Raw genomic sequence first — 13,391 nt, forward strand, 5'->3', positions numbered from 1 at the left:
ACCCGTGTGCTCGCGCAGCGGACGAGGAGGCTCAGGCACTGGAGGACGACCATGCAGCTGCTGAAACTGGTTGAATCCAAGGTACGGGTGGGCGTGCCGCTGCCTTGGAATGTGCGCAACCAGGACTGCACCCTGCTGCTCGCCCGTGGGCACGTGATCCGCAACGACAGCCAGCTGGAAGCGCTGCTCGAGCGCGGCATGTTTGTCGATATCGAAGAATTCAAGGCGGTGCAGGCGCTGGCGGCCCCTGCGGCAAAACCACCGGAAAGCATCTATACCCGCTGGGCGCTGGCCATTGACGCACTGGAATCGGCGCTGCCGCACCTGGGTGAAACCTCCGACAGCCTGGATGCGATCCAAGCGCTGGCGGACGAGATACTGGAGCTTGCCGACGCGGACCCCGACATCGGCCTGTTCATGGCCGTGCGGCAGGACCATGCAAAGCATCTGCGCTACGGATACAGCCATGCGGTCTACACAGCGCTGCTGGGCATATTGATGGCGCGGCAGCTCGGCTGGGCCGCCGTGCGCATCCGGCAGATCGCACTGGCGGCGCTGACGATGAACGCCAGCATCGCCGAGCTGCAGGGCCAGATGGCCGCGCAGGACTATCCGGCCCTGGACCGGCAACGCACCCAGATCCGCGCACACCCTGCCCTGAGTGCCGCGCTGCTGGAGAAAGCCGGCGTTACCGACGCCGAATGGATCGCCGCGGTGATGCAACACCACGAGCAGCCGGATGGCAGCGGCTATCCACACGGCATCTCATCGGTGAGCGACACTGCGCAGGTATTGCGCATGGCGGACCTGTTCATGGCACGCATCAGCCCCCGGCAGCTGCGGCAGCCGCTCTCCATCCAGGACGCCGCCCGGCTGATGTTCAGGGATGACAAGGGGGGCCCCTTCTCCACGGCGACCATCAAGGTGCTGGGCATCTATCCACCTGGCGACTTCGTAAAACTCGCGTCCGGAGAAATGGGGGTCGTGATGCGGCGGGGGGCCGAAGCACGCACCCCGCTTGTGGCCGCCGTGACGGACTCCCAAGGCAAGAGCGTGACCAGCACCCTGCAGCGCGACACGTCACAGGCCGCCTACGCCATCACGGGCCCGGCCACGGATCGCAGCCTGCTGGCCAGAGTGCCTCCCGAGCGGCTGTACGGCTACGCGGTGCACACGGGCTGAATCCAGCCAGGGGCGGGCGTTTGCGCGGTGCGGCTAGCTGGCGTGCCGCCTGTCCAGGCCATTGTCCTGGTAGTAGCGGTTCTTTTCGGCATACATGGCCTGGTCGGCGCGGTTGATCGTCGCCTCCACCTGATCGCCGGATCGACACGACGCGACCCCCATGGCCAGGCTGATCGGCTGCCCCGGATAGAACTGGTTGTTCAGGTCCAGCATCGAGAGGATGCGGTCCTGCAACGCAAAGGCACTGCGCTCATCCATGCCCGGCAGCAACACGGTGAACTCGTCGCCGCCAATGCGCGCGGCGCATGCCGGCGGATCCACCGCCTTGGCCAGCACTTCACCCACCCTTCGCAGCATCGAATCGCCCGCGGCATGGCCTTGCTCATCGTTCACGGCCTTGAGCCCGTTCAGATCGATCGCAATGATGGACAAGGGCCAGGGCCCCTTGCGCGTGACCCGGTTGAGCTCCTCGGCATAGAAGGCCCGGTTGCGAAGCTGGGTCAGCACGTCATGTTTGCCCAGGTACTCCAGGTAAGCCTCGGCCTTCTTGCGCGCGGTGATGTCCACCAGCGAGAGCAGCACCAGCCCCCAGTCCGCCAAATGGTCCGCCAGCACCGAGAACTGCATGTGGATGTGCACCGCGTCGCCCGACAGGGCGTAGTTGACGACTTCGCGCTGCTGAAAGGTCTTGCCCTCCCACAGATCCAGCAACTGGTCGGCGAAAGACTCGTGCATTTCCCCCCGGAACACCCGGCCGATGTTGTTGAGCAGCATCTCCTTGCTGGATGCTCCGAACATGCGCAAGGTCTGCTGGTTGACATCCACCACCCGGATCTCCTGCATGCAGCGCGTGACGAACTCGGGATGCACCGTGATGAAGGTCTTGAAGTCGTCGATGCCTTGCGCGCGCACGCCATCGAGCAGGTTCTTCACGGCGCTGAAATCCTCCACCCACAGGGAGACGGGCGAATGCTCGAACAGATCCCGGGCATATTGTTCGCTGCGCCGCAGCTGGCGCGCGCCCCGCATCTGGGCCGTGATGTCTTCCAGCGAGAGCAGGACGCGGCTCCAGTCGTCCTCATACCCTGGCAGGATGCGCGCGCGGATCTGCACATCGAGCCGCCGGCCGTCGAGCGCGTAGTTCACGGTCTGGTTCGAAAACTCCAGCTGCCCCGACCAAAGCGCCGCCAGCTCATGGGAGACCGCATCGTGCATGTCATCCCTGAAGACCTTGTCCAGATTCGCCTCGAGCACCTGCTGGCTCGGGGCAGCGAACAGCTCCAGCGTGCGGCGGTTCACCTTCAGAACCTGGAGCGCGGCACTGCATTGCCGCACCCGTGCCGGGTCTTGCGCGAGGTGGGCACGGATATCCGTGACTCCGGTGGCGCGCCAGCCGTCCAGAATCTGCTTGAGTGCGCTGTAGTCCTCCAGCCAGAGGGACACAGGGGCCAGCTCGAACATGTGCTCAAAGTCCGCACCCGACGATAACGAAGACGACACTGCAGATTCCTCCCGGAAGGATTATTGTCGAGCCGCTCTCGATATTCTCGCGCCCGGCAGGTGGCGGCAACAAAAAAAGGCTGGCACCTTGCGGTGCCAGCCTTTCACGGCTCGCGTCGAAACGACGGGGGCGGCCGAATCAGCGCGCGGGGCGCGCAGGGCGCTTGCGCGCATCATGGGCCACGAAGGGCTTGCCGCCTCCACCGCCTGCGGGCTTGGCGAAGCCGGGCTTGCGGGGTGCGAAGTCGCCACGGGGCGCGCCAGCGTCGCCTCGGGGGGCAAAACCACCCCGGCCTGCATCACCGAAACCGGGCTTGCGGCCATAGCCGTCACCGTCGCGGCGGGGAGCGAAGCCCCGGTCATCACGGGCACCAAAACCACCACCCTCGCCGCCACGGGCAGGGGCTGCACGCTGGCTGTCGCGGCCGGCGAATCCGCCGCCAAAGCCACCACCAAATCCGCCGCGGTCGTTGTTGCCACGTGCGGGGCCGCCGAACTTGCGGTCACGGCTGTCGCGGTCGTAACCGCCACCGGGGCGGCCACGGCCACCAAAGTCACCACCGCGCGGTGCCTGGGGAGCACGTTGCGAAGGCTCCATGCCGGGAATCACATCGGCCTTGAACTGCTGGCGGCTGTACGACTCAATGTCGTAGATCTTGCGGCGGTCGCGGAACTCGGCAAACGTGATGGCCAGGCCATCGCGGCCCGCACGGCCGGTGCGGCCGATGCGGTGGGTGTAGTCCTCGGCCTTCATGGGCAGGCCGAAGTTGAACACGTGGGTGATCGTGGGCACGTCGATGCCGCGCGCAGCCACATCGGTGGCCACCAGGATCTGCACCTGGCCGGCACGCAACGCCATCAAGCGGCGGTTGCGCAGGCCCTGGCTCAGCGCGCCGTGCAGCGCCACGGCCGAGAATCCTTCCTGCTGCAGGTCGTTGGCCAAACCATCGCACTCCACCTGGGTGCTGGCGAAAACGATGGCCTGATTGATCGTGGTGTCGCGCAGCCAGTGGTCCAGCAGCTTGCGCTTGTGCTGGGCGTTGTCGGCCCAGTACAGCATCTGCTTGATGTTGGCGTGCTTCTCTTGCGGAGAATCGATGGTCACCTTCTGCACCGACGAACCGCCGTCGTGCATCACGCGCATCGCCAGTTGCTGGATGCGCGGCGCGAACGTGGCGCTGAACATCATGGTCTGCTTGCGCTGGGCGGTCAGCTGGTTCAGTTCGGCCAGGTCGTCCGAGAAGCCCAGGTCCAGCATGCGGTCGGCTTCGTCGACGACCAGGAACTGCACCTTGTCGAGCTTGATCTGCATCGAGCGCTGCAGGTCCAGCAGGCGGCCGGGGGTGGCGACCACGAGGTCGGCGTTCTGCAGCTTGGCGATCTGCAACTGGTAGGGCATGCCGCCCACCACGTTGGCCACGCGCAGACCACGGCAGTGCTTGACCAAGTCGATGGCGTCGTGCGCCACCTGCTGGGCCAGTTCACGCGTGGGGCACAGGATCAGGGCGCCCGGGGTGGCGGCCTTGAAGTTGCGCGAGCTGGTGGGGTCCTTGCGCTTGGCACGCTTGGGAGCGGGTTCGCCACGCGCAGCGGCTTCGGCCACGGCGCGCTCGAAAGCGGCGCGTTCCTCGGCTTCGGCGGCGGCTTGCTGGTTGATCAGCGTGTGCAGCACGGGCAGCAGGAAGGCGGCGGTCTTGCCGGAGCCGGTCTGGCTCGAGACCATCAGGTCGATGAACTTGGTGGAGTCGTTGCCACCGCCCATGGCCAGGGGAATGGCCTTGAGCTGCACGCTGGTGGGCTGGGTGTAGCCCAGGTCAGCCACGGCTTGCACCAGTTCGGGCGCCAGGCCCAGTTCGACGAAGCCATTGGGTTCGGCGGTGACGGCGGCATCGCCTTCAGCGGCGGCCACCACGGCGTCCAGGGGGGAAGGCTGCACGGAAAGGTCGGCAGCAAAGGAAGTTTCTGCAGGCGCGAATTCGCCCTGCACCAAAGAGGTGTCGGTCATGATTTTTCTCTCACGAAGACGATCGCAGGCGCAGCCTGCGAGTGGCTTCGTCAATGGTTAAAAAACATCAACCATCAAACGAAACCTGCATTGCTCTGGGCGGATGCTGGTGGGCGTTGTTCGCTAGTCCTGCACTGCACGAAGCAGTCGGCTGGCAAGCCCGGTGTGTGAGGGGAGATGCACAATCTGCGAGGAACCGTTTCCTGCGCAGCCGCTGATTATGGCATGAATAGGGGTTTCCCCGCAAGCCCCTTCACCTTGCAGCACGCTTCATGCCTCAGCGCGACCACGGTCTCGAAGGGATCGCAAGCCGGTCTCGCACAGGTGCAGCCCGGCCCGGCCGCGCGCAACGGGTCACACCGACAGCAGATGCCTGCGGTAGTGCGCCAACTCGTCGATGGACTCATGCACGTCGGCCAGGGCCGTGTGCTTCTGGGCCTTCTTGAAGCTCGTGTAGGCCTCGGGTTTCCAGCGCTTGGCCAGCTCCTTGAGGGTGCTCACGTCCACATTGCGGTAGTGAAAGAACCGCTCCAGCTTGGGCATGTAGCGCACCAGAAAGCGCCGGTCCTGCCCGATGCTGTTGCCGCACATGGGTGCCGTGCCCTTGGGAACATACTGGCTCAGAAAGGCAATGATCTGCTGCTCGGCCTGCGCTTCGGTCACGGTGGAGGCCTTGACCTTGTCGATCAGGCCGCTGCGGCCATGGGTGCCCTTGTTCCAGGCATCCATCTTGTTGAGGAGTTCGTCAGGCTGGTGGATCGCAAACACCGGGCCTTCGATGCGCGGCTCCAGGCTGGGGCCGGTCACGATGACGGCGATTTCGAGCAGACGGTCGGTATCGGGCTCCAGGCCGGTCATTTCGCAGTCGAGCCAGACGAGGTTCTGGTCGGACTTGGCAAGCGCGTGGGGAGTGGGATGGTTGGCTTCTGGCATGGCGCGCATTGTCGCCGATGGCCCGCAGCCCTTGCACCACAGTCCCAGGGGCTTCCCCATTAAACTCCCCCCACCACCATGCCCACCTCCTCCGACGCCCTCTCTCCTTCCTCGGTGCTGACGTTCGCCTTCGCGGCGGCACTCCTGCTGGGCCTGGCCCTCAAGCTCTGGCTGGCCACACGCCAGATGCGACACGTGGCCCGCCACCGTGGCGCGGTGCCGGCGCCGTTTGCCGAGCGCATTGCGCTGGCAGCCCACCAGAAGGCCGCCGACTACACCATCGCCAAGGGGCGCCTGGGCCTGCTGGAGATGGCGCTGGGCGCCGCCGTGCTGCTGGGGTGGACGCTGCTGGGCGGCCTGGACGCCCTGAATCAGCTCCTGCTGGACGCACTCGGAGGCGGCATGTGGCAGCAGTTGGCGCTGCTGGCGGCGTTTGCGGCGATCAGCGGGCTGATCGACCTGCCCCTGTCGCTGTACCAGACCTTCGTGGTGGAGGAGCGCTTCGGTTTCAACAAGATGACCTGGCGCCTGTGGCTTGCGGATGCCGCCAAGGGCTTGCTGGTCGGTGCGGCCATCGGCCTTCCGATCGCCGCGCTGATCCTGTGGATCATGGGCGCTGCCGGCCCGCTGTGGTGGCTGTGGGCCTGGTGCTTCTGGATGGGGTTCAACCTGCTGCTGATGGTGGTCTACCCCACCTTCATCGCACCGCTGTTCAACAAATTCCAGCCACTCGAGGACGAATCCCTCAAGACCCGCGTGACGGCCCTCATGCAGCGCTGCGGCTTCTCGGCCAAGGGGCTGTTCGTGATGGACGGCAGCCGCCGCAGCGCCCATGCCAACGCCTACTTCACGGGCTTTGGCGCCGCCAAGCGCGTGGTGTTCTACGACACGCTGCTGCGCCAGCTATCGCCGGGCGAGGTGGAGGCGGTACTGGCCCATGAGCTCGGGCACTTCCGGCATCGCCACCTCATCCAGCGCATCGTGGCCATGTTCGCGCTGAGCCTGGCCGGATTCGCGTTGCTCGGCTGGCTCTCCACCCAGGTTTGGTTCTACACAGGCCTGGGAGTGCGCCCCAACATCTCCTTCGACCCGGCAATGGCCGCCGCGCCGAACGATGCGCTGGCGTTGCTGCTGTTCATGCTGGTGGTGCCGGTGTTCACCTTATTCATCTCGCCCGTGTTCTCCCGGCAATCGCGCCGCCACGAGTTCCAGGCCGATGCCTATGCCGTTGCCCAGGCCAGTGGCGCCGACCTCTCTTCGGCCCTGCTCAAGCTCTACGAAGACAATGCCTCCACGCTCACCCCCGACCCGGTGTACGTGAAGTTCTACTACTCGCACCCACCCGCCACCGAGCGGCTGGCGCGCATGCACGCCCCCGCCCACCCATGACGACTATGCTGAAGAAAAAAGACTGGTCCACGCAGACCCGCCGTGCGCTGACAGCTACTGAAGTTGTAGCAAACCTGGCCAAACTCGAAGGCTGGAGCCTGACCGGAGATGGCGCCGACGTAGCCATCGAGAAGACCTACCGGTTCGCGAACTACTACGAAACCATCTCGTTCGTGAATGCACTGGCCTTCATCGCCAACGCGCAGGACCACCACCCCGACCTGTCGGTGCACTACAACCGCTGCGTGGTGCGGCTGAACACGCACGACGTGCACGGCATCTCGTCCACCGATTTCGAATGCGCGACCCAGTTCGATGCCCTGGTGGCGTGACCCCATGACGCCGCGCACCACCACCAACACAACATCCCATGGCTGAACGCAGCGCGCTCATGGAAGGCACCGTGGTGGCCAGCCATGGGCGCCACTGCATGGTGGAGACGCCCGACGGCGAACGCCGCATCTGCCATCCGCGCGGCAAGAAGAGCCAGGCCGTGGTGGGTGACCACGTGCTGTGGCAGGCCCCACCGCCTGGCCAGGGCGAAGAGGGCACCATCGAAAAGGTCCAGGAACGGCGCAACCTCTTTTACCGCCAGGACGAGATCCGCACCAAATCGTTTGCGGCCAACCTCGACCAGGTGCTGATCCTCATCGCGGCGGAACCCGTGTTCTCGGAAAGCCAGCTCTCCCGCGCGCTGATCGCCGCCGAGGCCGAAGGCATCACGCCCCTCATCGCGCTCAACAAGAGCGACCTGGTGGAGCCCTTCGCCCGGGCCTGGGAGCGCCTGCTCCCCTACCGCCACATGGGCTCTGGCAAGCACTACGGCGTGCTGCCGCTGTCCCTGGCGCTATCGAGCGATGTGGACCGCGCGCTGCTGATGGAGCACCTGCAGGGCAAGACCACGCTGGTGCTGGGGCCCTCGGGCTCGGGCAAGAGCACCCTCATCAATCTGCTGGTGCCGGGCGCCTCGGTGCTGACCGGCGAAATTTCGCAGGCCCTCAACTCAGGCAAGCACACCACCACCAGCACCCACTGGTACTGGATGGACAAGGCCCGCACCACGGCCCTCATCGATTCGCCGGGTTTCCAGGAATTCGGGCTGCACCACATCGCCCCGATGCAGCTGGCCGCCTGCATGCCCGACATCGCCCAACACGCGACCCACTGCAAGTTCTACAACTGCACCCACCTGCATGAGCCGGGCTGCGGCGTGCTGGACGCAGTGAAACTGGGCCCTTCCGCAGGCGGGATCAGCCCTACACGCTACAAAATATATAGCGATTTATTCGAAGAGCTGAGCCATACGCGGTATTGATCGGTGTTGATCGGTATCGATGCATGCGCAGCGCCGACGACCGGGTCGGAGCCAGAGATACGAGGGCATCGACGCGAACCGCCCTCCGCATGGCATGCACCACGCCAGCGCACCCGTGGAACTGGCTTTGCATGGCCATCGGGTGCGCCCCCTCCGGGGGAAGGCGCCGAAGGCTACTAGGGGGATTTCCAGCTACCCCAGCAAACGCGCCAGCGTGAGCAGCGCCAGCAGCAGCATCCACACCACCACCGAGCGCCACACCAGCCCCACCACGCTGCGCAGGTGGCCCACCTCGGGCTCCCGGCCCGGCGTGGAATCGCTGTCGCCCATGTCGGCGTCGATCTCCAGGCCCTGCGGCGCATGCAGCTCGGTGCGCGCCTTCAGCGCCTCGCCCCCCAGGCGCACATTGATCGCGCCCGCGGTCGCCGCCAGCACCACGCCGTCGTTGTCGTTGGGAAAACGCTGCGCATGGAATCGCCAGCCCTCGATGGCTTCCTCAAAGCTGCCCACCACGGCAAAGCTCAGCGCGGTGAGCCGGGCCGGAAGCCAGTCGATGGCCGTCCACGCCTGGGCAGAAGCCTGCTGCAGCGAGGCACTGGCGGGCTGGGCGCCCGTGCGCTGCTTGTAGTGCCAGTAGCGCGATACGAATTCGGCCAGCCGGTACAGCACGGCACCCGTGGGCCCCAGGCCCAGCGCGGCCAGCACCGAGAACCAGGCCAGCACCCCGAACACATGCCGGTGGGCCGCCAGCACCGAGTACTCGATCACGTGGCGCACGATCTCGCTGCGTGGAAGCGCACCCACGTCCACCTGCTGCCAGTGGGCCAGGCGCTCCCGGGCGCCATCTTCATCGCCCTCTTCCAGCGCATCGCGGATGCCAGTGAAATGGTGGCTGAACTGCCGAAAGCCCAGGGTGATGTAGAGCACCGCCACGCTCCAGAGCACCGCGAAGGGCCAGCCCAGGCCCCACAGCAACAGCCAGTGGATGGCCAGCGTGAGGAGCGCGGGCACGACGACTGCGAGGCCCCAGGCCACCCAGCCATGGTGCGGCTTGCCCGCATCGAAATTGCGGCTGACGGACAAGGCCCACGCACGCAGACCTGCATGGATGGGATTGCTGCGTGCCAGCGGGCGGGCCTGCTCGATCAGCAGAGCGAACAGGATGGCGAAGAAACTCATGGGGGGCAATGATACTGGCGCCAAGCCGCAGGAGCGCGTGTTTGCGCCGAACCTCAGCGATACATCCACCATGAACAGCGCGACACACCCGCAGCCCGCGGAACTAGCGCGACCCAGGCCTGCCCTCCCGCGCAAGGTCCGCCCGCCGCACCGGGGACAGCCCCCCGGCCGGGGAGGCCTCACTCGGCCATCATGAAGCGGTAGAAGTTGCGCAGCATGCCCGCCGTGGCACCCCAGATGTAGTGGTTCTTGCCACCATCCTGGTAGGGCATCGAGAACCACTCGCGGTGCACGCCATCGCGGTCGAACACATGGCGCCGGTGGTTGGCGGGGTTCAGCAGGAAATCCAGCGGCACCTCGAAGAGGTCCGCCACCTCGTAGGGATTGGGCTGCAGGACACAGTCGGGCCGCACCAGCGCCACCACGGGGGTGATGATGAAGGACGACCCCGTGACATAGGTCGGCAGGGTTCCGAGCACTTCCACGAACTCGCGGCCGAGCCCCACCTCTTCCTGCGCTTCGCGCAAGGCCGTGTCGGCGGGGGAAGCATCGCCAGCGTCTGCCCGCCCTCCTGGAAAGGCCACCTGCCCCGAATGTGTGGACAGATGGGCCGTGCGCTCGGTCAGCAGCACCATGGGCTCTTCGCGCAGCACGATGGCGAGCAGGACCGACGCGTGGGCCGGCTCGCGGTTCATGAACTTCTTCTCCAGCAGCACCTCGGGCTCCCAGCGGGGCGGGTGCTCGAAGCGCGCGCGCAGCGCCTGCGGCGTCTGCGCGGCCGCCGGCACCGCGGGCAGGTGCGCATCCACCCCCACCACCGGCACGAGGCGGGGGTCGAAGTCGGGCAGGCTCGACAGCGGCGCAATGACCGACGAAACGGCAGGGATGGAAGATGGGTTCACGAAAGGGGGTTCAACGGACCAGAAAACAAAAAGCCGCTACAGGCAGATGCTGTAGCGGCCTTGTCAGGACGAGCCCGCGCCTTATGCGGCGGTGGCAGCAACCTTGACGCGCGAAGGCAGCTTTTCCTTGATACGTGCCGACTTGCCGCTGCGGTCACGCAGGTAGTACAGCTTGGCACGGCGCACGTCGCCACGGCGCTTGACTTCGATGCTGGCGATCAGCGGGCTGTAGGTCTGGAACGTACGTTCCACGCCTTCGCCGCTGGAGATCTTGCGCACGGTGAAGCCGCTGTTCAGGCCGCGATTGCGCTTGGCGATCACCACGCCTTCGTAGGCCTGCACGCGCTTGCGAGTACCTTCCACCACGTTCACGCTCACGATGACGGTGTCACCAGGGGCGAATTCGGGGATGGTCTTGTTCAAGCGGGCGATTTCTTCCGCTTCCAGGGTCTGGATCAGGTTCATGTGAGTTTCCTAGCGATCTTGTCCGCGCCAAAAATGGCTGCGTCGGGATTGACGTCTCAGTGTTTCGCGGGAGAACTCCCTGTCAAAACGGCCGGCCAGAGGATCGAAAAGCCTTTGATTATAGCAATTCAGGCGAGCTTGGCCAATACTGCCTCGTCAGCGGGCGCCAGCCGCCCCGCCTTTCGCGCGGCGTCGATGAGGTCGGGCCGGTGCCGGGCCGTGATGGCCAGGCGCTGGTCGCGCCGCCAGCGCTCGATGTGCGCGTGGTGGCCGGACATCAGCGCGGCCGGCACCTGCTGCCCTGCCCATTCCTCGGGGCGCGTGTAGTGGGGGCAGTCCAGCAGGCCATCGAGCGCCGGATTGAAGCTGTCGAGCTGGTGGCTACCCTCGTCATTGAGCACGCCGTGCTGCAGGCGCGCCACGGCGTCCAGCAAGGCCATGGCTGCGATTTCGCCCCCTGACAGCACGAAGTCGCCCAGGCTCATCTGCACATCGACATGGGCGTCGATGAATCGCTGGTCGATGCCCTCATAGCGCCCGCACAGCAGGATGGCCCCCGCGCTGGCCGACCAGCGCTCCACGGCCGCATGGTTGAGCGACTCGCCAATGGGCGAAAAAAGGACCAGCGGCGCCTGGCTGCCCTGGAGCTCGCCGCGCTCGGCCCGGATGGCCGAGAGGCACCGCGCGAGGGGCTCCGCCATCATCACCATGCCCGGGCCGCCGCCAAAGGGGCGGTCGTCCACACGGCGGTAGTTGCCGTCGGCATGGTCCCGCGGGTTCCACAGGCGCACATCGACCTGGCCGCTGGCGTAGGCGCGCCGGGTCACGCCGCTGGCCAGGAAGGGCGCGAACAGCTCGGGAAACAGGGTGATGAGGTCAAAGCGCATGGTGCGCGGCGCGGTCCGTCAAGGCCGATCAGTAGTCAGGCTGCCAGTCCACCGTGATGCGCTTTTCCGGCAGGTCCACCTTGTCGACGAAGGCCGAGACAAAGGGAATCATGCGCTCCAGCGCCTTGCCGTCCTGCTCGTAGGCCAGCACCAGCACCGTCTGCGGACCGGTGGACATGAGCTCCCGCACCTCGCCGAGCGCCACGCCTTCGCGGTTGACGACCACAAGGCCGATCAGGTCGACCCAGTAGTACTCGTCGTCCGTGGTGGACGGAAAGCTCGATCGCGGCACGAAGATGCGCGCGCCGCGCAAGGCCTCCGCGGCATTGCGGTCGTCAATGCCCTGCGCCCAGGCCACCACGGTGTCGGAATGGTCCTTGGCCTGCCGGATGGGCAGCAACACGGTCCCGGTGAACGTCCTGGCCCCGCGCTCGGACGGCTGCAGGTACCAGCGCTTGGAGGAAAACAGTGCCTCGGGGCTGCTGCTGTGGGGCAGCACCTTGAACCAGCCCTTGACCCCCCAGGCGTCGGCGATGCGGCCCACTTCGATGGCATCGGGGGGCAGCTCGGCGGGTTCGAGGGTCAGGGTGGCGGCCATGGTGGTGATTCCAGAATAGGAAAAGGGCGGGTTCCGCGCGGCAAGCCGACGGAACCCGCCCTTTTCAGGGAGCTTTAAGCAGCCTTCTTGGCGGCTTGCTTGATCAGGCGGTCCACGGTAGGCGAGGACTGGGCGCCCACGCTCTTCCAGTACGTCAGACGGTCTTGCACGATGCGCAGGCCTTCTTCGGATTCCTTGGCGGTGGGGTTGTAGAAGCCGATGCGCTCGATGAAGCGGCCGTCACGGCGCACGCGCTTGTCAGCAACGACGATATTGAAGAAAGGACGGCCCTTGGAGCCGCCGCGGGAGAGTCGAATGACGACCATGATTTATCCTTCGGGTGGTGAACTCCGGCAACATTTGCCTTGAGCCACAGTGTTCGCAACCATATTCGCAACGCTTGAGACACGCGACATGGCCACCCGGCCAGCGACACGCTGCAAAGCCCACGATTATATCCACTTCCCCGCAAATGCCTACCATCCGCCCCAGCCGCGACGAAGATATCGCGGCCATCACCGCCATTTATGCCCACCACGTCCTGACCGGGACAGGCACTTTCGAGATCGATCCGCCCACCGAAACCGACATGGCGGGCCGCCGGGCCGACGTGCTGGCGCGCAATCTGCCGTACATCGTGGCCGAAAAGGACGGGCGGGTGATGGGCTTTGCCTATGCCAACTGGTTCAAGCCACGCCCGGCCTACCGCTTTTCGGCCGAGGACTCGATCTACGTGGCCGACGACGCCCGCGGCATGGGCGTGGGCCGCAAGCTGCTCGCCGAGCTGGCTGTCCAGGCCGAGGCGGCCGGGGTGCGCAAGTTGCTGGCGGTGATTGGCGATTCGGCCAACCTGGGCTCGATCGGCGTGCACCGGTCGCTGGGGTTCACCGACGTGGGCGTCATGCGCTCGGTGGGCTGGAAATTCGGCGCCTGGCGCGACATCGTGCTCATGGAAAAGACCCTGGGTGCGGGCGATACCAGTTCGCCTGAATAATCGGGGCATGGAACATACCCCCCACGCTCTCCCGCTTCGTGT

Annotated in this window: 14 protein-coding genes; 5 read left to right on the forward strand and 9 right to left on the reverse strand. The window is 65.9% G+C overall.

Going from position 1 to position 13,391, the window contains the following annotated elements; all coding sequences use genetic code 11:
- Positions 1-51 precede the first annotated feature (51 nt).
- Positions 52-1,182 carry an HD-GYP domain-containing protein gene (locus AC07OD_RS05335; RefSeq protein WP_218295706.1) on the forward strand — a complete coding sequence of 377 codons (1,131 nt, stop codon included), beginning with the start codon at positions 52-54 and terminating at the stop codon, positions 1,180-1,182.
- 33 nt (positions 1,183-1,215) lie between these two features.
- On the opposite strand, the gene AC07OD_RS05340 is transcribed toward AC07OD_RS05335, so the two are convergent.
- From AC07OD_RS05340 to orn, 3 genes are all read right to left on the reverse strand, one after another.
- The gene (locus AC07OD_RS05340) at positions 1,216-2,643 is read right to left on the reverse strand and encodes a sensor domain-containing diguanylate cyclase (protein ID WP_218295833.1); all 1,428 of its coding nucleotides are present in this window, start codon (positions 2,641-2,643) and stop codon (positions 1,216-1,218) included.
- Between the two features lie 178 nt (positions 2,644-2,821).
- Positions 2,822-4,687 carry a DEAD/DEAH box helicase gene (locus AC07OD_RS05345; protein ID WP_218295707.1) on the reverse strand — a complete coding sequence of 622 codons (1,866 nt, stop codon included), beginning with the start codon at positions 4,685-4,687 and terminating at the stop codon, positions 2,822-2,824.
- Positions 4,688-5,041: 354 nt separating this feature from the next.
- The gene (gene orn, locus AC07OD_RS05350; RefSeq protein ID WP_492253696.1) at positions 5,042-5,620 is read right to left on the reverse strand and encodes an oligoribonuclease; all 579 of its coding nucleotides are present in this window, start codon (positions 5,618-5,620) and stop codon (positions 5,042-5,044) included.
- A gap of 78 nt (positions 5,621-5,698) precedes the next feature.
- On the opposite strand from orn, the gene AC07OD_RS05355 reads away from it, so the two are divergent.
- Genes AC07OD_RS05355 through rsgA form a run of 3 tightly spaced genes read left to right on the forward strand, consistent with a single transcriptional unit; the run spans position 5,699 to position 8,324 of the window.
- Positions 5,699-7,009, forward strand: a complete 1,311-nt coding sequence (locus AC07OD_RS05355) for a M48 family metallopeptidase (protein ID WP_494595511.1) — start codon at positions 5,699-5,701, stop codon at positions 7,007-7,009.
- The gene (locus AC07OD_RS05360; RefSeq protein ID WP_218295710.1) at positions 7,006-7,341 is read left to right on the forward strand and encodes a 4a-hydroxytetrahydrobiopterin dehydratase; all 336 of its coding nucleotides are present in this window, start codon (positions 7,006-7,008) and stop codon (positions 7,339-7,341) included. Before AC07OD_RS05355 ends, AC07OD_RS05360 begins: the two co-directional genes overlap by 4 nt.
- A 38-nt stretch (positions 7,342-7,379) precedes the next feature.
- On the forward strand, positions 7,380-8,324 hold the full coding sequence (gene rsgA, locus AC07OD_RS05365) for a ribosome small subunit-dependent GTPase A (protein WP_218295711.1): 945 nt from the start codon (positions 7,380-7,382) through the stop codon (positions 8,322-8,324).
- A gap of 192 nt (positions 8,325-8,516) precedes the next feature.
- Here the strand turns inward: rsgA and AC07OD_RS05370 are convergent, their stop codons facing one another.
- From AC07OD_RS05370 to rpsP, 6 genes are all read right to left on the reverse strand, one after another.
- The gene (locus AC07OD_RS05370; protein ID WP_218295712.1) at positions 8,517-9,503 is read right to left on the reverse strand and encodes a CobD/CbiB family protein; all 987 of its coding nucleotides are present in this window, start codon (positions 9,501-9,503) and stop codon (positions 8,517-8,519) included.
- A gap of 179 nt (positions 9,504-9,682) precedes the next feature.
- Positions 9,683-10,405 (reverse strand): CoA pyrophosphatase, encoded by a 723-nt coding sequence (locus AC07OD_RS05375; protein ID WP_494595514.1) that lies wholly within the window; start codon positions 10,403-10,405, stop codon positions 9,683-9,685.
- Between the two features lie 81 nt (positions 10,406-10,486).
- A complete protein-coding gene (gene rplS, locus AC07OD_RS05380) occupies positions 10,487-10,870 on the reverse strand; it encodes a 50S ribosomal protein L19 (protein ID WP_218295714.1) in 384 nt (127 codons plus the stop codon).
- Between the two features lie 128 nt (positions 10,871-10,998).
- Positions 10,999-11,757: a tRNA (guanosine(37)-N1)-methyltransferase TrmD gene (trmD, locus tag AC07OD_RS05385; protein WP_494595516.1), complete on the reverse strand. Its 759-nt coding sequence runs from the start codon at positions 11,755-11,757 to the stop codon at positions 10,999-11,001.
- A 28-nt stretch (positions 11,758-11,785) separates the two neighbouring features.
- A complete protein-coding gene (gene rimM, locus AC07OD_RS05390; protein WP_492245886.1) occupies positions 11,786-12,355 on the reverse strand; it encodes a ribosome maturation factor RimM in 570 nt (189 codons plus the stop codon).
- 74 nt (positions 12,356-12,429) lie between these two features.
- On the reverse strand, positions 12,430-12,681 hold the full coding sequence (gene rpsP, locus AC07OD_RS05395; protein WP_008904984.1) for a 30S ribosomal protein S16: 252 nt from the start codon (positions 12,679-12,681) through the stop codon (positions 12,430-12,432).
- A 146-nt stretch (positions 12,682-12,827) separates the two neighbouring features.
- On the opposite strand from rpsP, the gene AC07OD_RS05400 reads away from it, so the two are divergent.
- Positions 12,828-13,349: a GNAT family N-acetyltransferase gene (locus tag AC07OD_RS05400; protein ID WP_218340023.1), complete on the forward strand. Its 522-nt coding sequence runs from the start codon at positions 12,828-12,830 to the stop codon at positions 13,347-13,349.
- Positions 13,350-13,391: the final 42 nt, after the last annotated feature.

Source organism: Acidovorax sp. GW821-FHT10E03 (genome assembly GCF_059415205.1).

Bases quoted from the DNA above. Each gene is read 5' to 3' on its own strand.
- trmD (WP_494595516.1), bottom strand. From the start codon at position 11,757: ATGCGCTTTGACCTCATCACCCTGTTTCCCGAGCTGTTCGCGCCCTTC.
- AC07OD_RS05335 (WP_218295706.1), top strand. From the start codon at position 52: ATGCAGCTGCTGAAACTGGTTGAATCCAAGGTACGGGTGGGCGTGCCG.
- rplS (WP_218295714.1), bottom strand. From the start codon at position 10,870: ATGAACCTGATCCAGACCCTGGAAGCGGAAGAAATCGCCCGCTTGAAC.
- rimM (WP_492245886.1), bottom strand. From the start codon at position 12,355: ATGGCCGCCACCCTGACCCTCGAACCCGCCGAGCTGCCCCCCGATGCC.
- AC07OD_RS05360 (WP_218295710.1), top strand. From the start codon at position 7,006: ATGACGACTATGCTGAAGAAAAAAGACTGGTCCACGCAGACCCGCCGT.
- AC07OD_RS05340 (WP_218295833.1), bottom strand. From the start codon at position 2,643: ATGTTCGAGCTGGCCCCTGTGTCCCTCTGGCTGGAGGACTACAGCGCA.
- AC07OD_RS05355 (WP_494595511.1), top strand. From the start codon at position 5,699: ATGCCCACCTCCTCCGACGCCCTCTCTCCTTCCTCGGTGCTGACGTTC.
- AC07OD_RS05400 (WP_218340023.1), top strand. From the start codon at position 12,828: ATGCCTACCATCCGCCCCAGCCGCGACGAAGATATCGCGGCCATCACC.
- orn (WP_492253696.1), bottom strand. From the start codon at position 5,620: ATGCCAGAAGCCAACCATCCCACTCCCCACGCGCTTGCCAAGTCCGAC.
- rpsP (WP_008904984.1), bottom strand. From the start codon at position 12,681: ATGGTCGTCATTCGACTCTCCCGCGGCGGCTCCAAGGGCCGTCCTTTC.
- rsgA (WP_218295711.1), top strand. From the start codon at position 7,380: ATGGCTGAACGCAGCGCGCTCATGGAAGGCACCGTGGTGGCCAGCCAT.
- AC07OD_RS05345 (WP_218295707.1), bottom strand. From the start codon at position 4,687: ATGACCGACACCTCTTTGGTGCAGGGCGAATTCGCGCCTGCAGAAACT.
- AC07OD_RS05370 (WP_218295712.1), bottom strand. From the start codon at position 9,503: ATGAGTTTCTTCGCCATCCTGTTCGCTCTGCTGATCGAGCAGGCCCGC.